This is a genomic window from Rhodococcus sp. NPDC058521, assembly GCF_042719695.1.
GTDB lineage: Bacteria > Actinomycetota > Actinomycetes > Mycobacteriales > Mycobacteriaceae > Rhodococcus_F.
The window spans coordinates 143,617-165,083 of record NZ_JBHXNL010000006.1; the positions used below are offsets into that span (position 1 = coordinate 143,617).

General features: G+C 64.8%; 24 protein-coding genes. 19 read left to right on the top strand and 5 right to left on the bottom strand.

Annotated features, from left to right (window positions below):
* Positions 1–28: 28 nt before the first annotated feature.
* The 7 genes from rsfS to holA all read left to right on the top strand — a co-directional run bounded on the left by rsfS (position 29) and on the right by holA (position 6,079).
* Entirely contained in the window at positions 29–436 is a 408-nt protein-coding gene (gene rsfS, locus ACFWO3_RS12110) for a ribosome silencing factor (protein WP_378577594.1), read from the top strand.
* Positions 433–1,083, top strand: a complete 651-nt coding sequence (locus ACFWO3_RS12115; protein WP_378577596.1) for a histidine phosphatase family protein — start codon at positions 433–435, stop codon at positions 1,081–1,083. Before rsfS ends, ACFWO3_RS12115 begins: the two co-directional genes overlap by 4 nt.
* Positions 1,070–1,855 (top strand): diglucosylglycerate octanoyltransferase, encoded by a 786-nt coding sequence (gene octT, locus ACFWO3_RS12120; protein WP_378577598.1) that lies wholly within the window; start codon positions 1,070–1,072, stop codon positions 1,853–1,855. Before ACFWO3_RS12115 ends, octT begins: the two co-directional genes overlap by 14 nt.
* A 2-nt stretch (positions 1,856–1,857) precedes the next feature.
* Entirely contained in the window at positions 1,858–2,697 is an 840-nt protein-coding gene (locus ACFWO3_RS12125) for a DegV family protein (RefSeq protein WP_378577600.1), read from the top strand.
* A 97-nt stretch (positions 2,698–2,794) separates the two neighbouring features.
* Positions 2,795–3,601: a helix-hairpin-helix domain-containing protein gene (locus tag ACFWO3_RS12130; protein WP_378577602.1), complete on the top strand. Its 807-nt coding sequence runs from the start codon at positions 2,795–2,797 to the stop codon at positions 3,599–3,601.
* Complete coding sequence (locus tag ACFWO3_RS12135; RefSeq protein WP_378577604.1) at positions 3,598–5,151, top strand: ComEC/Rec2 family competence protein; 1,554 nt, start codon at positions 3,598–3,600, stop codon at positions 5,149–5,151. The genes ACFWO3_RS12130 and ACFWO3_RS12135 overlap by 4 nt, the downstream gene beginning before the upstream one ends.
* Positions 5,105–6,079, top strand: a complete 975-nt coding sequence (holA, locus tag ACFWO3_RS12140; RefSeq protein WP_378577606.1) for a DNA polymerase III subunit delta — start codon at positions 5,105–5,107, stop codon at positions 6,077–6,079. Before ACFWO3_RS12135 ends, holA begins: the two co-directional genes overlap by 47 nt.
* Positions 6,080–6,184: 105 nt before the next feature.
* Here holA and rpsT read toward each other — a convergent pair whose 3' ends face one another.
* Positions 6,185–6,445: a 30S ribosomal protein S20 gene (gene rpsT, locus ACFWO3_RS12145; protein ID WP_378577608.1), complete on the bottom strand. Its 261-nt coding sequence runs from the start codon at positions 6,443–6,445 to the stop codon at positions 6,185–6,187.
* Positions 6,446–6,669: 224 nt separating this feature from the next.
* Here rpsT and ACFWO3_RS12150 point away from each other — a divergent pair, with 224 nt between their 5' ends.
* The 3 genes from ACFWO3_RS12150 (at position 6,670) to ACFWO3_RS12160 (ending at position 9,557) form a co-directional block, all read left to right on the top strand.
* The gene (locus ACFWO3_RS12150) at positions 6,670–7,443 is read left to right on the top strand and encodes an aquaporin (protein ID WP_378577610.1); all 774 of its coding nucleotides are present in this window, start codon (positions 6,670–6,672) and stop codon (positions 7,441–7,443) included.
* Between the two features lie 5 nt (positions 7,444–7,448).
* Entirely contained in the window at positions 7,449–8,606 is a 1,158-nt protein-coding gene (locus ACFWO3_RS12155; protein WP_378577612.1) for a hypothetical protein, read from the top strand.
* Positions 8,607–8,792: 186 nt separating this feature from the next.
* A complete protein-coding gene (locus ACFWO3_RS12160) occupies positions 8,793–9,557 on the top strand; it encodes an SGNH/GDSL hydrolase family protein (RefSeq protein ID WP_378577857.1) in 765 nt (254 codons plus the stop codon).
* A 14-nt stretch (positions 9,558–9,571) separates the two neighbouring features.
* Here ACFWO3_RS12160 and ACFWO3_RS12165 read toward each other — a convergent pair whose 3' ends face one another.
* Positions 9,572–10,135, bottom strand: coding sequence for a type II toxin-antitoxin system PemK/MazF family toxin (locus tag ACFWO3_RS12165; protein ID WP_378577614.1), 564 nt, complete (start codon positions 10,133–10,135; stop codon positions 9,572–9,574).
* Positions 10,136–10,241: 106 nt separating this feature from the next.
* Between ACFWO3_RS12165 and ACFWO3_RS12170 the strand changes: the two genes are divergently transcribed.
* The 9 genes from ACFWO3_RS12170 (at position 10,242) to ACFWO3_RS12210 (ending at position 18,389) form a co-directional block, all read left to right on the top strand.
* Positions 10,242–11,117 (top strand): SGNH/GDSL hydrolase family protein, encoded by an 876-nt coding sequence (locus ACFWO3_RS12170; protein WP_378577616.1) that lies wholly within the window; start codon positions 10,242–10,244, stop codon positions 11,115–11,117.
* Positions 11,118–11,192: 75 nt separating this feature from the next.
* Positions 11,193–13,079: a translation elongation factor 4 gene (gene lepA, locus ACFWO3_RS12175; protein ID WP_378577618.1), complete on the top strand. Its 1,887-nt coding sequence runs from the start codon at positions 11,193–11,195 to the stop codon at positions 13,077–13,079.
* Positions 13,080–13,129: 50 nt separating this feature from the next.
* The gene (locus ACFWO3_RS12180) at positions 13,130–14,065 is read left to right on the top strand and encodes an NAD(P)H-dependent flavin oxidoreductase (RefSeq protein WP_378577620.1); all 936 of its coding nucleotides are present in this window, start codon (positions 13,130–13,132) and stop codon (positions 14,063–14,065) included.
* Positions 14,066–14,074: 9 nt separating this feature from the next.
* Positions 14,075–14,266 (top strand): hypothetical protein, encoded by a 192-nt coding sequence (locus ACFWO3_RS12185; RefSeq protein WP_378577622.1) that lies wholly within the window; start codon positions 14,075–14,077, stop codon positions 14,264–14,266.
* Positions 14,267–14,387: 121 nt separating this feature from the next.
* Positions 14,388–14,474: an Ms4533A family Cys-rich leader peptide gene (locus ACFWO3_RS12190; protein WP_378577859.1), complete on the top strand. Its 87-nt coding sequence runs from the start codon at positions 14,388–14,390 to the stop codon at positions 14,472–14,474.
* 196 nt (positions 14,475–14,670) lie between these two features.
* Complete coding sequence (locus ACFWO3_RS12195; protein ID WP_378577624.1) at positions 14,671–15,705, top strand: sulfate ABC transporter substrate-binding protein; 1,035 nt, start codon at positions 14,671–14,673, stop codon at positions 15,703–15,705.
* A gap of 67 nt (positions 15,706–15,772) precedes the next feature.
* Positions 15,773–16,576 carry a sulfate ABC transporter permease subunit CysT gene (gene cysT / locus ACFWO3_RS12200; protein ID WP_378577861.1) on the top strand — a complete coding sequence of 268 codons (804 nt, stop codon included), beginning with the start codon at positions 15,773–15,775 and terminating at the stop codon, positions 16,574–16,576.
* Positions 16,573–17,379, top strand: coding sequence for a sulfate ABC transporter permease subunit CysW (cysW, locus tag ACFWO3_RS12205; RefSeq protein WP_378577625.1), 807 nt, complete (start codon positions 16,573–16,575; stop codon positions 17,377–17,379). The genes cysT and cysW overlap by 4 nt, the downstream gene beginning before the upstream one ends.
* Positions 17,376–18,389, top strand: coding sequence for a sulfate/molybdate ABC transporter ATP-binding protein (locus tag ACFWO3_RS12210; protein ID WP_378577626.1), 1,014 nt, complete (start codon positions 17,376–17,378; stop codon positions 18,387–18,389). The genes cysW and ACFWO3_RS12210 overlap by 4 nt, the downstream gene beginning before the upstream one ends.
* A 27-nt stretch (positions 18,390–18,416) precedes the next feature.
* On the opposite strand, the gene ACFWO3_RS12215 is transcribed toward ACFWO3_RS12210, so the two are convergent.
* From ACFWO3_RS12215 to ACFWO3_RS12225, 3 genes are all read right to left on the bottom strand, one after another.
* Entirely contained in the window at positions 18,417–19,304 is an 888-nt protein-coding gene (locus tag ACFWO3_RS12215) for a universal stress protein (RefSeq protein WP_378577628.1), read from the bottom strand.
* 70 nt (positions 19,305–19,374) lie between these two features.
* A complete protein-coding gene (locus ACFWO3_RS12220) occupies positions 19,375–20,127 on the bottom strand; it encodes a sirohydrochlorin chelatase (RefSeq protein WP_378577630.1) in 753 nt (250 codons plus the stop codon).
* 17 nt (positions 20,128–20,144) lie between these two features.
* The gene (locus ACFWO3_RS12225; protein ID WP_378577632.1) at positions 20,145–21,467 is read right to left on the bottom strand and encodes a sulfate adenylyltransferase subunit 1; all 1,323 of its coding nucleotides are present in this window, start codon (positions 21,465–21,467) and stop codon (positions 20,145–20,147) included.

Sequence of the window (21,467 nt, forward strand, 5' to 3'; positions counted from 1 at the left end):
GTATCTCGGCAGAACTGGAGAAAATCGAGTGAGTGCATCCACCGAAGCCATCGAGGTGGCCCGCATCGCCGCCATCGCGGCCGACGAGAAGCTGGCGTCGGACGTAGTCGTGCTCGACGTGTCCGAGCAACTGGTGATCACGGACTGCTTCGTCATCGCCTCCGCACCCAACGAGCGTCAGGTGAACGCCGTTGTCGAGAACATCGAGGATCGTCTGCGTGAGGCTGGGCACAAGCCCGTACGACGCGAAGGAACCCGCGAAGGCCGTTGGGCACTTCTGGATTTCGTGGATGTGGTCATCCACGTCCAGCACGACGACGAGCGCAATTTCTACGCACTCGAGCGTTTGTGGAGGGACTGCCCGCACGTCGAGGTCGAGGGCATCGGCGAAAATCGCCCCGCATCGTCGGCGGACGAAGGCGAACCCGGGCAGTGACCGGGGCCGGTGTGCGTCGACTGATCCTGTTGCGGCACGGTCAGACCGAATACAACGCGGGCAACAGGATGCAGGGCCAACTCGACACCGAGCTGTCGGATCTCGGCCGTGCACAGGCGCGAACCGCGGGCGATGCGATGAGTGCACTGTCGCCGGTTGCGATCGTGTCGTCGGATCTGCGTCGCGCACTGGACACCGCGACCGAGGTGGGCGATAGTGCGGGCGTATCCGTACAGGTCGACGAGCGACTCCGGGAAACGTGTCTCGGCGAGTGGCAGGGAATGACGCACCTCGAGGTCGACTCCGAGTTCCCCGGCGCACGGGCACGGTGGCGAGCCGATGCGACGTGGGCGCCGCCGGGCGGCGAGAGTCGGGTCGACGTTGCCGAGCGTAGTAGGCCGGTCGTGGAGGAATTGCTCGAGAAGCACGACGGGTGGGACGCCGCACCGGTTCTCCTCGTCGCGCACGGAGGCCTCGTCGCGGCGTTGACCGCAACGCTCCTCGATCTCCCCGTGAACCGGTGGCCGGTTCTCGGTGGCCTTGGGAACACCAGTTGGGTTCAGCTCAGTGCGCACGGCTCCGATCGGCCGGAGTGGCGACTCGACGTGTGGAACGCTTCAGCGAGTGTGGCCGATGACGTCCTCTGATCCGGAGCCGGGCGCAGTGGAGCGCAAGCCGGTCCTTCTCGTTCTCGGTGACTCGCTGGCGTACTACGGGCCCGAAGGTGGCCTACCCTCCGACGATCCGCGGATCTGGCCGAATCTCGTTGCGCAGCAGATGGGCTGGGACGTGGAACTTGTTGCGCGGATCGGGTGGACGAGTCGGGACGCGTGGTGGGCACTGACCCAGGACCCCAGGGTGTGGTCGGCCGTACCTCGGGCCGCCGCGGTCGTGTTCGCCGTCGGCGGCATGGATTCGTTGCCGTCGCCGCTGCCTACGGCGCTGCGCGAGCAGTTGCGCTACATTCGCCCGCCGGCCGTGCGACGAATCGTTCGTGCGGGCTACCAATGGTTGCAGCCGCGTTTGGCACCCCTCGGTTGGCCGGTTGCTCTTCCGCCTCGACTCAGTGTCGAGTACCTCGAAAGCGCGAGGGCGGCGCTGGCGTACATGCGCCCGGACCTGGCCGTTGTCGGAACACTTCCGTCGGTTCATCGCAGCGAAGCATATGGGCGGATTCATTCCGGCCGCGCTGCAGCAGCGGCCGCCATCACCGAGTGGGCGGCGAGAACCGAGGTGCCGGTGGTGGATCTCGCGCAGGCGGTTCGGGCGAACATCGAGTCCGAAGACGCGAATCCCGATGGCATCCACTGGGGCTGGGACGCTCACGTCGAGGTTGCCGATGCGATGGTCCGGACCCTCCGTCGGATAGAAGAGCACGAAACCGACGGGGACACCGTCGTCACGAGCGGGGGTCGATAGCAGTGTCGGTGGTCGTCGTCACCGACTCCTCGGCGTGCATGCCTTCGGGTCTGGTCGAGCAGTACGGGATCGAGGTGGTGCCGCTTCACGTTCTCGTCGGTGAACACGATTACCGCGACGGGATCGACGACATCGACCTGGATTCCGGGCCGGTGACGACCTCCGGTGCACCCCCAGAGGCATTGAGAGCTGCGTACGGCGCGGCCCTGGACCGTAGCGACGGGGACGGTGTTCTCGCGGTGCATATTTCGCGTCAGCTCTCCGGAACCTGGGATGCCGCCAGGGTCGCCGCCGAAGAGTTCGGCGGGAAGGTGCGGCTCGTGGATTCGCAGTCGGCGGGTATGGGAGTCGGGTTCCCGGTGCTCGCAGCAGCTCGTGCTGCTGTGGAGGGTGCGGGACTCGGCTCGGTGTACCGGCACGCGGTGGAAGCGGCGACACACACGAGCAGCTTCTTCGTGGTCGACCGCTTGGATCACCTCCGACGAGGGGGGCGTATCGGCGCCGCCGCAGCGCTTCTCGGAACCGCGTTGGCCATGAAACCGGTTCTGCACATACTCGACGGAAGGCTCGCTCTCAAGGAGAAGACCCGAACGTCGACCAAGGCACTGGCCCGACTCACCGAGATCGCGGTGTCGCAGGTCGAGCAGGAGCCGGTGTCGGTGGCCGTGCATCATCTGCATGCGCAGATTCGAGCGGAAGATCTGGTCCGGCGGCTCAGGGAGCGGATTCCGAAGATCGAGGAAATCTTCGTAACCGAGTTCAGTGCCGTCCTCGGGGCGCACGTGGGCCCCGGTGCAGTGGGAATCGCACTCGCCTCGCACCCGGCCGATACAGCCCGGTAGCCCCTGATCGTCCACAGGTCCCCGGTGATCCACAGGCCGGCTCTCCCGTCGGTCGGTGGCGCCGAAACGGCGACCGTGTTCTCGTAGGGTCGCCGGCATGGGGGAGAGCGAAGTACGCCGAAAGCGCGACGACGACAACTACGTCGAGGTATTCGACACCGCGGACTGGCCGCGCCTGGACCGTTCCCTCGACGGTCGTCCGGCATGGATTCCGCAACGGTGGCGGGGGACGCGATTCGACCCGGGCGTTCACGGCGGCGCGGCGTTGGTCGTGGTGGGTGTCCTCGCGCTGGTCGTCGTGTTCTTCACCGTCTTCCGGGATCGTCCGGTGGCGCAGGCAGTACCGCCGTTGCCCGTCGTGGAGAAGTCGGCGCCCTCGACCGACACGGTGCCCACCGGCGAGGTTTCCCCGCTCGAAACAGGTGGGCCACCGGCCGAGTTGGTCGTCAGTGTGGTCGGTCTCGTACACGCGCCCGGTCTCGTGAAGCTCCCGGACGGGTCGCGGATCGCCGATGCGCTGACGGCTGCGGGAGGAGTCCGCGAAGGTGGAGATACTTTGGCGCTCAATTTGGCTCAACGATTGGCCGATGGTGATCAGGTCGTGGTCGGTGTCGATGGTGGGGAACTTCCCGCGACCGCGGGGCCGGCTGGTGGACTTGCTGGTTCGGGTGGACGCGCCGGTTCGGGTGGGGGAGCCGATGCCGCGGCGGGCTCGGTCGTCGATCTCAATACGGCGGACCAGTCCGCGTTGGATTCGCTGCCGGGTGTCGGCCCGGTGACCGCGGCGGCAATTCTCGAGTGGCGAACCGCCAACGGAAAGTTCACCTCGGTCGATCAGCTCGGCGAAGTGGACGGGATCGGCCCGGTTCGGCTCGAGAAGTTGCGTGACCTGGTTTCCGTGTGAATCCCCTCGATGCCCGCCTCGTTCCCTATGCCTGCGTGTGCTGGAGCGCAACGCTTCTCGGTATCCTCGCGGGCTCTCGGGTGGCATTCGTGAGTGCGGGCGTAGTTTCAGTTCTGTGGGTATCGGTCACGTGGTTGCGACGCCGGTCCGGACCGGTACGTGGTGTCTCGGTCGCTCTGTTGCTCGGAGTTCTGGCGCTCGTGGGTATCGGGTTGCAGGTGCGTGGGGTGGAGACGCATCCGCTCACATCGTCTGCGGCCGACAGAGACAAGGTGACCCTGGTGGGTGCACCTGTCGAGGACCCGGTGGCGCTCGGATCTGCCGGATCGGCCACTCGGGGCCAGGTGCGCTTTCGGATGGAGCTGGAAGAGGTGCGCACTGCCGATGGCGTGGTTCGAGTCGGTGGGGTGGTGAACGTGTTTGCGTCGGCGAAGGGGTGGGCCCACCTGCTACCCGGGCAACGCACGACGTTCGCGGGCAAGCTCGACACACCACGCAACCACGACCTCACCGTCGCGGTGGTGCGCGCCGAAGGTGCTCCGCTGCAGGTCGATTCGCCGTCCTGGTATCAGCGTTGGGCAGGCACCGTGCGTGATCGATTCGTCATGGCGGCGGAGCGGTCGCTGCCACCGGATCAAGCGGGTCTGTTGCCCGGACTGGTCGTGGGAGACACCACGGCGCTGGACCAGAGTGTCGTGGACGCGTTCAAGGCGGCCGGGCTGACGCATTTGACGGCCGTGTCGGGTGCGAACGTGTCGATCGTGCTGGGTGCAGTCCTCCTGGTGTCGCGCGGTGTCGGGGTGGGGCCCCGTGTGACCGCGGTTCTGGCATTGTCGGCATTGGTTGCGTTCGTCGTCGTCGTGCGGCCTTCGCCGAGTGTTCTGCGTGCGGCGGCGATGGGGTCGGTCACGATTCTTGCCATGGTCACCGGGCGGGGACGGCAGGCGCTACCTGCGTTGTCGGGGTCCATCGTCGTGCTCCTGTTGCTGTTTCCGAGGCTGGCGGTGGATTTCGGATTCGTGCTGTCCGTCGTGGCAACCGCGGCGCTCATCGTGATCGCACCGATCTGGTCCGAGCGGTTGGGGGCCCGCGGCTGGCCACAGGGCATGGCAGAGGTGGTTGCCGTGTCCGGTGCGGCATTCTTGGTGACCACGCCGGTGATCGCCGCGATGGCCGGCACCGTGAGTTCCGTGTCGATCGTCGCCAACATCCTTGCCGCCCCGGTGGTGGCCGTGATCACGATCGTCGGGGGTGTCACCGCACTCGTCTCGGTGGTGTCGATTCCGTTGGCCGAGTGGGGAGCCCGGTCCGTGACGCTGCCGCTGTGGTGGCTTCTGACGGTGGCTGAGAGGTCGGCTCGCATCCCCGGTGCGGTATTGCAGGTGCCCGACGGTCTGGCGGGTGCGTGTCTGGCGCTCGCGGTGATGTCGACGGTTTTCGGAGGGTGGGCGTTGTGGCCTGCCCTGGTTCGGTGGTGTCGGCGGGACGTGGCACGATCGTCTCGTGCCGAACACCGCCCCCGTCGACCAGCTCCACCTCGTCCTCGGTGACGAAGAATTTCTGATCGAGCGCGCGGTCTCCGCGATCGTCGCCGACGTGCGCGCCTCCGCTGTGGCGACCGCAGGAGCCGACGTACCGGTCACTCGCCTGCGTACGGGAGATGCCACCTCCACCGAATTGGCCGAGCTGCTCAGTCCGTCTCTGTTCGCAGAAGACCGGATCGTGGTCCTCGAGGCCGCGGCGGAGGCAGGTAAGGACGCCGTGGCACTGGTGCAGGACGCAGCTGTCGATCCGCCGGCCGGTGTCGTGATGATCGTCCTGCATTCCGGCGGCGGACGCGCGAAGGCGCTTGCCGGCGCACTCGAGAAGTCGGGCGCAGTCGTACACCCGTGCGTCAAACTCAAGCAGAGCGAGTTGGTCGGTTTCGTTCGCGCGGAGTTTCGCAACCTCGAGGTCAGAGTAGGGCAGGACGTCGTGCAGGCAGTCCTAGACAGTGTGGGCTCGAATCTGCGAGAGCTGGCCGCAGCATGTTCCCAGTTGGTTGCGGACACCGGCGGTCGGGTGGATGTCGCCGCGGTTCGCCGCTACTACTCGGGTAAGGCTGAAGTCACGGGATTCGAAGTCGCCGAGAAGGCAGTCGCAGGTAACAGTGCGGGCGCACTCGAGTCGCTGCGGTGGGCAATGCTGCGAGGGGTGCCACACGTGCTGCTGGCAGACGCGCTCGCCGACGCGGTCCATTCGATCGCTCGGGTGGCTCCGGTCGCCCGAGCCGATCCCTTCCGAATCGCGTCCGAACTGGGTATGCCGCCGTGGAAGATCAAGAAGACCCAGGCCATCGTCGGCGGCTGGACTCCCGCGACCGTAGGGGAAGCGCTGCGGATCGTCGCCGATCTCAATGCCGACGTGAAGGGCGCTGCAGCCGACCCGGACTATGCGATCGAATCTGCGGTTCGGAGAGTTTCTCTACTGCACCGCTGAAACGGCTGCACCACAGAACGGCTGCAACACCGAACGGCTGCACCACAGAACGGCAGTGGCCGCCGATCCGTGAAGGATCGGCGGCCACTGCCGTTGAAGCGAATGTCAGAGCTTGCCGGCTGCCTTTGCCAGAGCCGACTTCTTGTTCGCAGCCTGGTTGGCGTGGATGACGCCCTTGCTTGCTGCCTTGTCGAGCTTGCGGCTGGTCGAGACGAGGAGCTCGTTGGCCTTGTCCTTGTCACCGGCCGCCGCGGCCTCGCGGAACGAGCGGATCGCCGTGCGCAGCGAGGACTTCACCGACTGGTTACGCAGTCGAGCTGCCTCGTTGGTACGGATCCGCTTCACCTGGGACTTGATGTTGGCCACGCGTAAAATCCTGTCGTCTTAAGCTGGTTTTTTGTCTTGAAATCTGTGGGTGCGCACGTGCACCGACAGACGAGGTTACCAGTGTTCGCTCGCGGATCTCAAACCGGTGTCCATTCGCGATGCCCGATTTCGGTGTGTGCCTCGCCCACTTTGCGTAATGTTTCTCCGCGAGGTTTGCGAAAGTGCAGGATACACAGCCGTTCCCTTCCCGGAAGGTGGGTGTCATGTCTCCAACCGCGCAGGAGTTCGCCGAGGTCCAGGAAATCTCCGATCTCAAGAAGTACATGGCCGAGGCGATCGGCACTTTCGTGCTGGTCCTGTCGGCAGTGGGCACCGCAGTGTTCGCCGGCCAGAAGGTCGGGAACCTGGGCATAGCCCTGGCGTTCGGTCTCACCCTGTGTTTTCTGGTCTATGCCATCGGCCCCATCTCGGGCTGTCACGTCAATCCCGCCGTGACCATCGGCCATTTCGCTCTCGGTCGGCTGTCGGCGGCCAAAGCCGGAATCTACATGGTCATGCAGATCGTGGGTGGCCTACTTGCGGGAATCACGGTCTACGCAGTGGCGCAGAGCCTCCCGGCCTACGACCGGGCCTCGGACGGGTTGGCCGCGAACGGGTGGGGTGAGCACAGCCCGTCGGCGGTGCAGGGCCCGATGGGCGGAATCATCGAAAGCGGTTACGGAATCGGTGCCGCGATGATCATCGAGGTGCTGCTCACCGGTCTTCTCGTTTTCGTCATCCTCGCGTCGACCGACCAGATTTCGGACCTACCCCTGGCCGGTGTGTCGATCGGATTCACGTTGGTGGTTGTTCACCTGGTGGCCATCCCGATCGACAACACCTCGGTCAATCCGGCACGTAGTATCGCGGTCGCTCCGTATCAGGACGGCGCACTTGCGCAGCTATGGCTCTTCATAGTCTTTCCCCTGATCGGAGGTGCGCTGGGCGCGTTCGTCTATAGGGCGTTGTTCGGCAGGTTCGACCGTCTACAGAGTTGAGGAAAATGGGCATCCAGGTCACCCCGCGGGCAGCCGACGCCCACACCATCGAGGCAGTCTTCTCGGTCGACGGCAAGGACTTCACCGTCCGGACGACGGCCACCGCGTCGTTGGACACCTCGGGAACACCGTGGCTGCCGCCTGGCGTCGTCGTCGCCGGGACCACGGGGAAGCGACTGGAACTGGATCGCCCCGTCGATCCGGTGGCGTTGTCGGGCGGTGCGAAGGCGGGCGAGCTGCTGCGATCCTGGTACCCGCAGATGTCGCAGGCGGACGTGCACGCCGAGGAGTCCGCTGCCGAGGTGCCCGACGACCGAGGAGTCGGCTGTTTCTTCAGTGGTGGTCTCGATGCCTTCTACACGGCGCTGAAGAACCGGGAGGAGATCACCCACCTGATTCTCGTTCACGGGTTCGACATCGACCCGCGTCGGCAGCGTCCGTACGACCGAATCTCGAGCAACGCCAAGAAGGTTGCTGCCGAGCTGGGCGTGGAACTGATCGAAGTGCGCACGAACCTGCAGTTTCTCCACGTCAAGTACGGGCACAACTGGGCGAGCGCTGCACACGGCGCCGCATTGGCGCACGTGGGCCTACTGCTGTCGCAGCATCTGCGGAAGGTGATCATCGCGTCGTCGTTCGAAGAAGGTCGCCGCGACCCGCACGGCAGTCATCCCGATCTGGACCCGTTGTGGTCGAGCGGCGGGGTCGAACTCGTGCAGGATGGACTGGAGTCCAACCGGGTCGCCAAGGCCGCCGCGGTGAAGGACAACGACCTGGTGGCGCGGTATCTACGGGTCTGCAATCTCAACACCGACGACGAATACAACTGCGGCAAATGCGAGAAGTGCATCCGCACGATGGTGAACCTGTATGTCGTCGGCGGACTGGAACGGAGCGAATCGCTACCGCTCAGTATTCCGATCGAACGAATGAAAACGATGCACGTCCGGCCGGGCGGCTTTCGTTTCGTTCAGGAGAATCTCGACGAAATGCGTGCACGCGGGGTGGACGACCCTGAGTTGGAAGCAGCGTTGGTCGGGATTCTCGTGCGTTCCCCGCGTCGGCAGCAGTTCCTGAAGTACCGGTGGCTCCTCCTCGAGATCGCGCCGAAGCTGCCCGGTGCGTTGTTTCGAATCTTCGAGCATTGGGTGAAGAGTCGATAGGGCATGATCGAGCGTCGATGACCGTGGGCACACGGTCGCGAGGTGTCGAACAGGCTTGAAGTAGGGGAACACGTGATGAGGAACAGGCTTTTCGGGGCGGCGGCAGCTCTGTGTTTCGCGGTCACGGCCGCATGGTCCTCGGGTGCCGGGGTTGCGATGGCCGACGAACCGACCGGTCCGAGCTATGTGGCACTCGGTGATTCGCGCGCGTCGGGCCCGTTCGTCAACGCTTCCTCGCATCGCGATCTATGTCTGCGGTCCGCGGATCTCAACTACCCTGCCCAGCTCGCACAGTTGGTCGGTGCGTCGAAGTTCACGGATGTGACGTGCTCGGCAGCGAAACCGGAGCACATCACCGACAAGGCCCAGTTCGTCGGAACCAGGTTCGCCCCGCCGCAGATCGAGACGCTGGCACCGGACACCGACCTCGTGACGCTGAGTATCGGCGGCGGTGGATCGAATCATCTACCCGTGTCGGTGCGCTGCGTGATCCCGGCACCCGGCCTCGATTCGGGGTGCCGCAACAATCCTGTCGCCGAACGTCTGGCGGTGGAGGGTATCGACAAGATGCGCCCCCTCGTGGACGCCACGGTGGCCGCGATCGTGGCCAAGGCCCCGGATGCGGAGGTGTACATCATCGGACACGGAGGTTCGGTGGGAATGCGGAGCTGCTGGCCGAACCTTCCGCACTCACCCGAGGACGTCGTGTGGTTGCACGACTACTTCGAGAGGTTCAACCAGATCTACGTCGATGCCGCGAACAAGTACGGGGTTCACTACATCGACATTGCGAAGGCGACGGTCGAGGGTGGCCACGATGCATGTGCGCCCACCGGGGAGCGGTGGTTCGAGGGAATCGTGCCGCAGTCACCCGCCGAACCGGCACATCCCAATGCTCTTGCGATGACGGCGATCGCCGAGCTCGTGGCAGCGGACGTCGCTTCTCGCTGAGGCAGTCGTGACGATCAGGTCCAGCTGAAGTCGGCGCGTAGCCTCTGCGCCACGACGTCGAAAGTCTTCTGCTCCATGATGGCGCCTTCACGCCGTATTCCGTCCTCGGGGACGTCGAGGACCCGGTCGAGGCGCAACCAACTCGGGCGCCCTTCCGAGTCCCAGCTCCCGGAACCGATTGCGAGCCAACCGGGTTGCCCGTCTCGCTTCTCCTGCGAGGACATCATGAGGCCCAGGAGAGTTCTGCCGTCGCGGCCCACCACGAGTACCGGTCGGTCCTTACCCTTGGACGGGTCGTCCTCGTAGGAGACCCACGTCCACACGATCTCGCCGGGATCGGCTTGTCCGTCCAACGCCGGCGAGTACTCGATGCGGCGAGCGCGGTGCGCCGTCGGTGCGGACGTCGACGCGACCGGGCGACCCGGGGTGGCCGCGGGGTTGTCCGTTCGAGAACCGGTGAGGGTGCGGCCTGCGCGGTCGAGAGCGCCCGATCTCTGTAGTTGTCGCAACAGCTGTGGGCCCTGGGAAACCGCGAGTCGGCCCAACTTCTTTCCGAGAGTGCTCCACGTGCTTGCCATGGTGCTCGAGCTTAGTCGGCACGCGGCGTGGCCTTCGGATGCGGCATGATCTGAGGCGAGACGGCCACGGCAGGGCGGGCCGGCGACGTGGGGAGTGAGCACGACGATGTCGAAGAGGGTGGTTGCAGGCTTGTTGGGGGTGGTGCTGTGCTTGGTGGCCTCGGGCGCGGCGTCTGGAGTTGCCGCTGCGGCACCGGCGGACGAAGACGGTCCGAAGTACGTGGCACTCGGTGATTCCAGGGCGGCAGGTCCGTTCATCGACACGGCTTCGCACAAGGATTTCTGCATGCGTTCGGATCAGAACTACGCCTCCAAACTGGCACGGCAGATCGGGGCCTCCCGGTTCGAGGACGCGTCGTGCATCGCGGCGAAGGTCGAGAACGTCATCGACACCCCACAACGAATCGGGACGACGACGGCGGCTCCGCAACTGGACTCGCTCGATCCGGACACCGATCTCGTGACCATCAGTATCGGCGGGGTGGGTTCGAACCACGTGGTGATCACCCGAGAAAGCTGCGCCACCCCGCTGCCGAACCTCGATCGTGAATGCCGAAACAACCCGGAAGTCGAGCAGAAGGCCGTCGACGGTATAGCGAAGGTCGCTCCCGAGATCGACAGGGTGATCGGTGCCATCGCCGCAAAGGCACCGGACGCGGAGATCGTGATCGTCGGTCACGGTGGCGCGGTGGGCAATCGTGGTTGCTGGCCGTCGCTGCCGTATTCCGACGAGGACGCGAAGTGGCTCGTGTCGTACTTCGACCGTTTCAATCAGGTGTACGTCGACGCTGCCGCCAAGTACGGAGCGCACTACATCGACATCGGGCGGGCGACAGTCGAAGGTGGGCACGATCCTTGCGCCGCACCCGAGGACAAGTGGTTCGAGGGTCTGGTCCCGACGGACTCGGCGCAACCGGGACATTTCAACGAGCGCGGAATGCAGGCCGTGGCGGACATGATCGAAGGCGAATTGGGATTCTGATTCGTCGACCCGTTACGGGCGCGTGACACCCAGCTGTCTGTGGGGGTTCACCTTGGATATCCTGACTGGTGACAGTTGACCCGAATCCGGGTCGGTGCCGGTCCAGGTAAGGGGTTCCCCATCAGCAGCTTCGCAGACAAGACGTTCACGGATCCTGCGCAGATCCGGAACTTCTGCATCATCGCCCACATCGACCACGGCAAGTCGACGTTGGCCGACCGCATGCTCCAGCTCACCGGGGTGGTGGAGGAACGGCAGATGCGCGCGCAGTATCTGGATCGCATGGACATCGAGCGCGAGCGCGGAATCACCATCAAGGCGCAGAACGTTCGCTTGCCGTGGACCGTGAACGACGAAGAGTTCGTCATGCACCTGATCGACACGCCGGGGCACGTCGACTTCACCTACGAGGTCTCTCGCGCGCTCGAGGCATGTGAAGGCGCGGTTCTCCTCGTCGACGCCGCACAGGGGATCGAGGCGCAGACGCTCGCCAACCTGTATCTGGCGATGGAGAAGGACCTCACGATCATCCCGGTGCTCAACAAGATCGATCTCCCCGCCGCCGACCCGGACCGCTACGCGGAAGAGATCGCGCACATCACGGGTTGTGAGCCAGGTGACGTGCTGCGGGTGTCGGGCAAGACCGGCGTCGGGGTGTCGGAACTGCTCGACGAGGTGGTGAAGCAGGTGCCCGCCCCCGTCGGCAACGCGGACGGTCCGGCGCGAGCCATGATTTTCGATTCCGTGTACGACGCCTACCGCGGTGTCGTCACCTACGTGCGTGTCGTCGACGGTCGTATCTCGCCGCGCGAGAAGATCACGATGATGTCCACCGGCGCCACCCACGACCTGATCGAGGTCGGCATCATCTCGCCGGAGCCGAAGGCCAGCGCCGGACTCGGTGTCGGTGAGGTCGGATATCTGATCACGGGTGTGAAGGACGTCCGTCAATCCCGAGTCGGTGACACGGTGACCGCAGCTCGTGGTGGCGCGGAAGAGCCGCTCGTCGGCTACCGGGATCCGAAACCGATGGTGTACTCGGGTCTCTATCCGCTCGACGGCTCCGACTATCCGGTACTGCGTGATGCCCTGGACAAGCTTCGCCTGAACGATGCCGCACTCGCCTACGAGCCGGAGACATCCGTCGCTCTCGGGTTCGGCTTCCGCTGCGGCTTCCTCGGCCTTCTGCACATGGAGATCACGCGCGACCGGCTCGAGCGCGAATTCGGCCTGGACCTCATATCGACCTCACCCAACGTGGTGTACCGCGTGGTGATGGAGGACGGCGTCGAACACACCGTGACCAACCCTTCGTACTGGCCGGAGGGCAAGGTGCGCGAGGTGTACGAGCCGATGGTCAAGTGCACGGTGATCGCCCCCAGCGAGTTCATCGGCGCGATCATGGAGCTGTGTCAGAGCCGACGTGGCGACCTCGGGGGGATGGACTACCTGTCGGAAAGCCGCGTCGAGCTTCGCTACACGATTCCGATGGGCGAGATCATGTTCGACTTCTTCGATGCGTTGAAGTCTCGCACCAAGGGGTATGCGAGCCTCGACTACGAGGAAGCCGGAGAACAGCAGGCCGACCTCGTCAAGGTCGACATTCTGTTGCAGGGCGAGGCGGTCGATGCGTTCTCGTCGATCGTGCACCGGACGGCCGCCGGCACCTACGGCGGCAAGATGACATCGAAGCTGAGGGAGCTGATCCCGCGTCAGCAGTTCGAGGTTCCGATCCAGGCCGCGATCGGTTCGAAGATCATCTCGCGCGAGAACATTCGAGCGATCCGGAAGGACGTTCTCGCCAAGTGCTACGGCGGTGACATCAGTCGTAAGCGAAAGCTGCTGGAGAAGCAGAAGGAGGGCAAGAAGCGGATGAAGACGATCGGACGGGTCGAGGTTCCGCAGGAGGCCTTCGTGGCGGCGCTCTCCTCCGACGACGCGCCGGAGAAGTCCAAGAAGTAGGTGCTCACGCGCACGCCGGCCGACACGAAACCCCGAAGAGAGGGAACATCATGGCGATCGACACCTGGCTGACCCGAACCCTGGGAATCGAGTTTCCGATCGTCGGTGCTCCCATGGGCGGCAGGGCCGGTGGCCGCCTGACGGGTGAGGTGTCGAAGGCCGGGGGAATCGGACTCCTCGGTGCGGCCCGGTACGCGACACCCGAGTGGGTGGCCACGGAGGTCGCGACGGCACGGGGGATCGGCGGTGACACCTTTGGTATCGGGTTGATGACCTGGGCCTTGGACGACGACGATTCGTTATTGAGTGCAACTCTCGAACAGCGCCCCAGAGTGGTGTCGTTGTCGTTCGGTGACCCCGCACCGTACGTCTCGCGGGTCCACGACAGCGGCGCTCTCGTGATGTCGCAGATCAATACGCTCGAGGACCTCCGAGTCGTCGAGGCTGCGGGTGTCGATGTCGTGGTCGCACAGGGTGGGGAAGCGGGCGGCCACACCGGTCGCATCGCGACGTTGCCGCTCCTGCAGGAAGTTCTCGAGGCTACGACTCTTCCGGTCCTCGCAGCAGGTGGTATCGCGACCGGCCGCGGCCTTGCTGCTGTTCTGGCCGCCGGTGCGGAGGGCGCGCTTGTCGGCACCGCCCTTCTCGCCAGTCCGGAGACGGCGGGACCCGACTATGCGCGCGATCGCGTGGTGGCAGCGGGTAGCGCCGACACCGTCTACACCTCGGTCTTCGATCAGGCGCGCAGTCAGGCGTGGCCGGCCCGGTGGGGTGGTCGCGCACTGACGAACGATTTCACGTCTATGTGGCACGGAAGGGATGCCACAGAGTCGGAACTTGCGCAGGCCTATGATCCGGCCGACCCGAATCTCGGTGTCGTCTATGCCGGTGAAGCCGCCGGCGTCGTCCGCTCTTCCCGGCCTGCAGGCGACGTTATCCGCGAGATCGGGGAACGGGCCGACGGGTTGCTCGGCCGGTTTCGATAGGCTGGCCTGATGGAAAGAACCGCCGGGTGGTGGGACGGCTTCGAACTGTGGGTCGCCGGTCTGCCGTTCGTACCGCAGGTGGCACTCGTACTGTTGGTCGCGGTGCCGTTGTGCCGTGGAATCGCCTGGCTACTGGATCGCGGCCTTGCTGCGGTATTCGTACTGCTGCGTCGGGACGCGTCGAAAACGGAGGATCGCTAGATGCCGCGCTCACGAGTCACACTGGCGCTGATCGGTCTCTTGATCCTCGTCGTGGTTGCTTGGCTACTGACGCTCTGATCTAGATTCGGACACTTGGTACAGCTCTGCTAAAGTCACCGACGTGTCCAACACCACCGCTCACCAGGTCCGCCACGAATTGGCGTTGATCGCGGTCGGCATGTTGGCCGTCGCAGACATCGCCTGTTGATGCCTCCTCTCGTGGTGAGCTGAACACCTCGCTTCGGTTTCGACCGATCGAAGGTAGCCACTCCCGATCCCTCCGGGTTCATTCGCGTGTTCTCCGCTGAACCCGTCGACGGTCGCCTCCTCACCACGCACTCGTTCGGCCTCCCTTCATCAGTTGCGACGGCTGCACCCGCGGCCCCTCCGAAAGGCATCCTGAAATGAGACGACGTTCTCGTCTGTTGATCACCGCATTGTCAGCAGTGAGCGCGGTGACGCTGAGTGCCTGCAGTGGCGGCTCCAGTGACACGGTGGGTGCTGATTCCGAAGGAGGTGGCGACGGTAGCGGCGGAAGCATCAGCCTCTTCGCATACGCCGTTCCCAAGGTCGGATTCGACAAGCTGATTCCTGCATTCCAGGAAACGGAGGCGGGGGAGAACGTACAGTTCCAGCAGTCCTACAGCGCTTCCGGTGATCAGTCGAGGAAGGTGAAGGACGGCGCGGCAGCAGATTTCGTCAACTTCTCCGTCGAGCCGGACATCACCCGGCTCGTCGACGCCGGACTGGTCGCCGAAGATTGGAACGAGGACGCCTACGGCGGCGTGCCCTTCGGTTCCGTCGTGACCATGGTGGTCCGTGATGGCAACCCGAAGGGAATCCAGGACTGGGACGATCTCCTGAAGCCGGGCGTGGAGGTCGTCACTCCCAACCCCTTCAGTTCCGGATCGGCGAAGTGGAATCTGCTGGCGCCCTACGCCGCCAAGAGTGATGGCGGCAAGAACGAACAGGCCGGCCTCGACTACGTGAAGCAGTTGGTCGACGACCATGTTCGGATCCAGCCGAAGTCCGGCCGTGAAGCCACCGAATCCTTCCTGCAGGGGTCCGGCGACGTTCTGCTCAGCTACGAGAACGAGGCTCTGTTCATCGAAGAGAACGGCGACCCCGTCGAACATGTCACTCCTGCAAAGACGTTCAAGATCGAGAACCCGGTAGCTGTTCTGCAGAACAGCTCGCACCTGGAGGCCGCGACCGCGTTCAAGGACTTCCTCTACACGACCGAAGGCCAGCGGCTGTGGGGCGAGGCCGGATTCCGCCCGGTCGACCCCGAGGTGGCGAAGCAGTTCGCGGACAAGTTTCCCGAACCCGAGAAGCTCTACACGATCGCCGATCTCGGTGGCTGGTCCGCTGTGGACGGTTCACTGTTCCAGAAGGACGTCGGATCCATCGCTGTGATCTACGACGGCGCGACCGAGTGACGAAGTCGTGACGGTTCGAGAAGCTGACGGCGTCGCGAAGGCCGACTCCCGTCCGAAGCGCAAGAAGCTGGCGCGGGTCACCGGAACGGTGGGGCCGGTCGGGATCGGGATTGCGACGTTATGGCTGAGTGTCATCGTGCTTCTGCCGTTGGCCGCGCTCACCGTGGCCTCGTTCGAGGAAGGGGTCGGCGGGTTCGTCGACGCGGTGACCTCACCTGTTGCTCTTGCATCGCTGCGAATTACGGTTCTGGTTTCTGCCGTCGTCGCGGTGATCAATGTCTTCATGGGAACATTGATCGCCTGGGTTCTGGTGCGTGACGAGTTTCCCGGTAAGAGGATCGTCAACGCCCTGATCGATCTGCCGTTCGCTCTGCCCACGATCGTGGCGAGCATCGTGCTGCTGTCGTTGTACGGACCGGACAGCCCGATCGACATCCAGCTCAACGCAACTCAGCCCGGGCTCGTCGTCGCGCTCGCCTTCGTGACACTGCCCTTCGTGGTTCGGTCGGTTCAGCCGGTCCTCATCGAACTGGACCGAGATGTGGAGGAGGCGGCGGCCTCGCTGGGTGCGGACAACCTGACGATCTTCCGTCTCGTCGTCCTCCCGACACTGGCTCCCGCGATCCTCGGTGGGGCCGGTCTGGCCTTTGCCAGAGCCATCGGAGAGTACGGGTCCGTCGTGCTCATCGGCGGCAACATTCCGCGCGAGACCCAAGTGGCTTCGCAGTACATCCAGCAACAGATCGAGATCGACCGTCCTGTGAATGCCGCCGCTGTCTCGGTGGCATTGCTGGCGATCGCGTTCGTCACCCTGTGCGTGCTGCGAGTCCTTGCAAGCCGGAACACCAGACGACAGGAACAGGCCTCGTGAAGACGTCGAAGTCGACGCGGCTGGCACTTCGGACAGTCGCACTGCTGTATCTGTTCGGGCTGCTGCTGGTGCCGATTCTGGTCATCCTGTTTCGCACCTTCGAGAACGGTATCGGGGCGTTCGTCGAATCGATCAGTACGCCTGCCGCCATCTCCGCCCTGAATCTCTCACTGATCATCGTGGCGATCGTGGTGCCGAGCAACGTCGTGTTCGGAGTAGTCACCGCCTTGGCGTTGGTCCGCGGCCGGTTTCCGGGCCGCGGCATGATCCAGGCAGTCGTCGACCTACCCTTCGCGGTCTCGCCGATCGTGGTGGGAGTTTCGCTCATCCTGTTATGGGGTGTGAACGGCTGGTTCGGTGGGCTCGAATCGCTCGGATTTCAGGTCATCTTCGGGTTGCCGGGGATGGTCATCGCAACGATCTTCGTGACGTTGCCGTTCGTCGTACGTGAGGTCGAACCCGTCCTGCACGAGATCGGTGACGAACAGGAACAGGCGGCTGCGACGCTCGGCGCCTCGAAGTGGCAGACGTTCTGGCTGGTGACTCTGCCGGCCATTCGATGGGGTCTCACCTACGGGGTGGTGCTCACGGTCGCGCGATCCCTCGGCGAATTCGGCGCCGTGATCATGGTGTCGTCGGGGTTCCCGGGTGTCTCGCAGACTCTCACGCTGCTCGTCCACGCCCGCTACATAGACGACCACAACACGTTCGGGGCATATTGTGCGGCAACGTTGCTCATGGGAATTGCCCTGATCACCCTGCTGTTGATGACCTTGCTCGACCGGAAGAGGAGCACGACATGATCACCGTCACCGGAGCGAGCAAGAACTACGGAGACTTCGCGGCGCTCGACGACGTGACCATCGACATTCCGGCAGGAAGCCTCACGGCACTCCTCGGACCGAGCGGTTCCGGCAAGTCGACCCTGTTGCGTGCGATCGCCGGCCTGGAGAATCTCGACACCGGCGTGGTCACCATCGGTGGCAACGACGTCACCGGTGTGGCACCGCAGAAGCGTGACATCGGCTTCGTGTTCCAGCACTATGCCGCGTTCAAGCACATGACGGTGCGCGACAACGTTGCGTTCGGGCTGAAGATCCGCAAGCGGCCGAAGCCGGAGATCGCGAAGCGGGTCGACGAACTTCTGGAGATCGTCGGCCTCGACGGCTTCCAGCATCGTTACCCCGCCCAGTTGTCGGGTGGCCAGCGACAGCGGATGGCCCTTGCGCGGGCGCTGGCAGTGGATCCGCAGGTGCTGTTGCTGGACGAGCCGTTCGGCGCACTCGATGCCAAGGTGCGGACCGACCTACGGACATGGCTGCGTCGCCTTCACGACGAAGTTCACGTCACCACGGTGCTCGTCACCCACGATCAGGAGGAAGCACTCGATGTTGCCGACCGAATCGCGGTCATGAACCGCGGTCGGATCGAGCAGGTCGGGGTGCCCGAGGATCTCTACGACCGGCCTTCCAACGATTTCGTCATGTCGTTCCTCGGTTCGGTCGCGAAGCTGAACGGACAGTTGGTCCGGCCGCACGATATCCGTCTCGGCCGCGACAGCGGACTCGCGTCGGCGCAGGCGTCGGGAACCGCAGAGTCCTTGGGGATCACGCGGGCCACCGTTCAGCGCGTCGTGCATCTCGGATTCGAGGTACGGGTCGATCTGAAGAACGAGGCCACCGGTGAACTGTTCTCCGCTCAGGTGACCCGAGGCGACAGTGAGGCACTGCAACTGAAGGAAGGCGAGACGGTCTACGCACGGGCGACCAGGACGCCTCAACTCCCCGAGACAGCGGTGCCCGCGCAGACGTAACACGATCGGAGACGAAGCGGATCGCGTTCAGCCCTCGCGGCAGATCAGGATGGGGCACCAGGCGCGGTGTATGAGTGCCTGGCTCGTCGACCCGACCACGGACGCCATGAACGGATTGCGGCCGTGGCTGCCCACCACCACCATGCGGGCTTCTGCGGAATGCTCGAGCAGGACCTTCATGGGCCCGCCGCGCTGAACACTGCGTGTCACCGACACGTCGGGGTACTTCTCGCACCACCCTGCGAGTGCCTCGGCGAGAACGACGTTCTCGTGTTCCTCGTGGGGAGCCCAGTCGGTGAATCGCCTGGCCTCGGAGTACCCGCCGAGCGAAGAGTGTTCGGACCACGTGTGAACCGCAACGAGCGGAGCGTCGAAGAACGAAGCGAACTCGAATGCGTGTGAGACGGCCAGGTTGCTGAGGTCGCTCCCGTCGACTCCGACCACTATCGGTCGCTCGTCGGTGCCGGCGGGTATCACCGGGCCACGCCACACCACGACCGGGCATTTCGCATGGTTCGCTACCCGTACGACGTTCGAGCCGACGAACACCGACTGCATTTCGGTGGTCTCTGCCGGACCGAGTACGAGCATGCGTGCTGTGCGCGACAGGTCGACCAGTGCTTTCGCCGGAGGACCGGGACGGATGCGACGCTCGATGACGAGGTCGGACTGCCCGTCCCGAACGGCGTGCTCGGCGGCATCGAGGAGGGCATGACTGTCCGGGTACGTATCCCTGGTGGGGACCTCGCCGTCACCGAGGGCTTCGAGATCCTTGTGCCCGCGGACGACATGGGTGAGATAGACGGGCTCGCCGAAACGGGCGGCGGCGGAAACAGCCCAGCGTGCCGCATCCACGGCGTTGTCGGATCCGTCGATGCCCGCCACGATTCCGTGTCGAATCGGTGCTGTGGTCATGATCATCTCCTAGCCTTGCTTCCAGTCTGGGCCAGATTGGAAGGTCCGCGCTAGTGGAGACGAAGACGAGCTAGGCCGACAGGGTGATATTCGGCGCGACGAGGGGTGCCGATCCGGCAAAGCGCTCCAACACCAGGTCGACCAGAGCGTGGTGGGGGCCGATCGGGGCAGCGAAGACGGTGTCGGGAGCGACCACTTCGGCGGCGTGGCCGAGGCGGTCCGTGAGCAGACCGGGTGCGAGGAACCACGGGGCTACGACGACGCGCTCGGCGCCCGTCGCACGTAACCGCTCGATCGCGCCGCCGACACCGGGTTCGGCCGCCGTGGCGAAACAGGTTTCGACCATCCAGTCGGTTTCGACGGCAAACGATTCGCCGAGGCTTCGGGTGAGTGCGTTGGCGTGTTCGTCGGACGAACCCACCGCGGCGAAAGCTACACCGAGGGTGCTGTCGGATGTGGAAAATCCTGACTGGACGACCCGGTCACGTACGGCCCCGAGCAGACGCACGTCACCGCCCAGAACATCCGACTGGACCACGGTCAGTTCCGGATGCCGCACCCGGACGCGGTCGAGGATGGCCGGCAGGTCCACGCGCGCATGGAATGCACTGCCCAGGAGGAGAGGCACTACGACTGCGCTCTCGTGACCTTCCACCGCGATTGCGTCGAGAACCTGTTCGACAGAAGGTGCATTGAGATCGAGAAAGCACAACCGCACGTCCAGATCGGGACGGCGGTCACGAATCGCCGCGACGGCAGCCGCCACCATCCGCGCACTGCGGGGGTCGCGGCTACCGTGAGCGACGGCGACGAGTGGTGTCATACGGATACTGCGTCCGCTCAGACGGAGGCGGTTTCGCCGAGTTCGACCGCAGCGATCGCGTCTCCCACGAGGCCCGCCGCGAGGGTGTTGCCACCGGCGGGGTCGATGAGCAGGAAGCTGCCGGTGTGGCGGTTGACGTTGTAATCGTCCGCAACGATCGGCTCGGCCACACGCACCGAGATCTTGCCGATCTCGTTGAGCTCCAACGACTCCGGACTCTGCGTGGACGTCAGGGTTTGCTCGTCGAAGCGTTCGACCAGTCCACCGATGATGGCCTGTGTGGTGCGGGTTCCGTGCTTGAGGAGCAGACGTGCGCCCGGCTGCAGAGGCTTCTCAGCCAGCCAGCACACGGTGGCGTCGAACTCACCGATCGGTTCCGGCGCATCGACGACGGAGGTGATGGTGTCGCCGCGCGAGACATCGACGTCGTCGGCGAGTACCAGGGTCACGCTCCGGCCCGCGTGGGCGGAGTCGAGTTCGCCGTCCGCGGTGTCGATCCGGGAGACGGTGGTGCGCACGCCCGAGGGCATCACGACTACCTCGTCGCCGGGGGAGACCTCGCCTGCCGCGACCTGACCGGCGTAGCCGCGGTAATCCGGGAACTCGGCGGTGCGAGGCCGGATCACGTACTGCACGGGGAAGCGCAGTCCGACTCGATGCGGTTCGGCGTCGACGGGAACGGATTCGAGGTGCTCGATGAGCGTCGGGCCGTCGTAGTACGGGGTGTTCGTGGAACGCACCGCCACGTTGTCGCCGTGCAGCGCGGACACCGGGATCTCGAGAACGTCCTCGGCGTCCCAGCCCAGCGAACGAGTCAGCGAGTTGAACTCGGCCGAGATGTCGCGGAACACCGTTTCCGGATCCTCGACCAGGTCGATCTTGTTCACTGCGAGAACGAGCTTCGGCACACCGAGCAGTGCCAACACCGCGGCGTGCTTGCGTGTCTGGGAGATGACGCCCTTGCGTGCGTCGACGAGAAGGATCACCAACTGCGCGGTCGACGCTCCCGACACCGTGTTGCGGGTGTACTGCACGTGACCCGGTGTGTCGGCCAGGACGAAAGTCCTGTTCGGCGTCGCGAAGTACCGGTACGCGACGTCGATGGTGATGCCCTGCTCCCGCTCGGCGCGGAGGCCGTCGACGAGGAGGGAGAGATCAGGGGTGTCGAGTCCTCGATCCACGGACGCCCGTGTCACGGCGTCGATCTGGTCGGCCAGCACCGACTTCGTATCATAGAGAAGCCGGCCGACGAGCGTCGACTTTCCGTCGTCGACACTTCCGGCGGTGGCCAGGCGGAGCAGCTGAGTGCCCTCGGGGATCTGTGCGTTCGTTCGGCTCAT

Excerpts from the sequence above, each read along its gene's own strand:
- octT (WP_378577598.1), top strand. The coding sequence starts at position 1,070 with ATGACGTCCTCTGATCCGGAGCCGGGCGCAGTGGAGCGCAAGCCGGTC.
- ACFWO3_RS12130 (WP_378577602.1), top strand. The coding sequence starts at position 2,795 with ATGGGGGAGAGCGAAGTACGCCGAAAGCGCGACGACGACAACTACGTC.
- ACFWO3_RS12150 (WP_378577610.1), top strand. The coding sequence starts at position 6,670 with ATGTCTCCAACCGCGCAGGAGTTCGCCGAGGTCCAGGAAATCTCCGAT.
- ACFWO3_RS12155 (WP_378577612.1), top strand. The coding sequence starts at position 7,449 with ATGGGCATCCAGGTCACCCCGCGGGCAGCCGACGCCCACACCATCGAG.
- ACFWO3_RS12165 (WP_378577614.1), bottom strand. The coding sequence starts at position 10,135 with ATGGCAAGCACGTGGAGCACTCTCGGAAAGAAGTTGGGCCGACTCGCG.
- ACFWO3_RS12170 (WP_378577616.1), top strand. The coding sequence starts at position 10,242 with ATGTCGAAGAGGGTGGTTGCAGGCTTGTTGGGGGTGGTGCTGTGCTTG.
- ACFWO3_RS12180 (WP_378577620.1), top strand. The coding sequence starts at position 13,130 with ATGGCGATCGACACCTGGCTGACCCGAACCCTGGGAATCGAGTTTCCG.
- ACFWO3_RS12185 (WP_378577622.1), top strand. The coding sequence starts at position 14,075 with ATGGAAAGAACCGCCGGGTGGTGGGACGGCTTCGAACTGTGGGTCGCC.
- ACFWO3_RS12195 (WP_378577624.1), top strand. The coding sequence starts at position 14,671 with ATGAGACGACGTTCTCGTCTGTTGATCACCGCATTGTCAGCAGTGAGC.
- ACFWO3_RS12210 (WP_378577626.1), top strand. The coding sequence starts at position 17,376 with ATGATCACCGTCACCGGAGCGAGCAAGAACTACGGAGACTTCGCGGCG.
- ACFWO3_RS12215 (WP_378577628.1), bottom strand. The coding sequence starts at position 19,304 with ATGACCACAGCACCGATTCGACACGGAATCGTGGCGGGCATCGACGGA.
- ACFWO3_RS12220 (WP_378577630.1), bottom strand. The coding sequence starts at position 20,127 with ATGACACCACTCGTCGCCGTCGCTCACGGTAGCCGCGACCCCCGCAGT.
- ACFWO3_RS12225 (WP_378577632.1), bottom strand. The coding sequence starts at position 21,467 with ATGAGCCGAACGAACGCACAGATCCCCGAGGGCACTCAGCTGCTCCGC.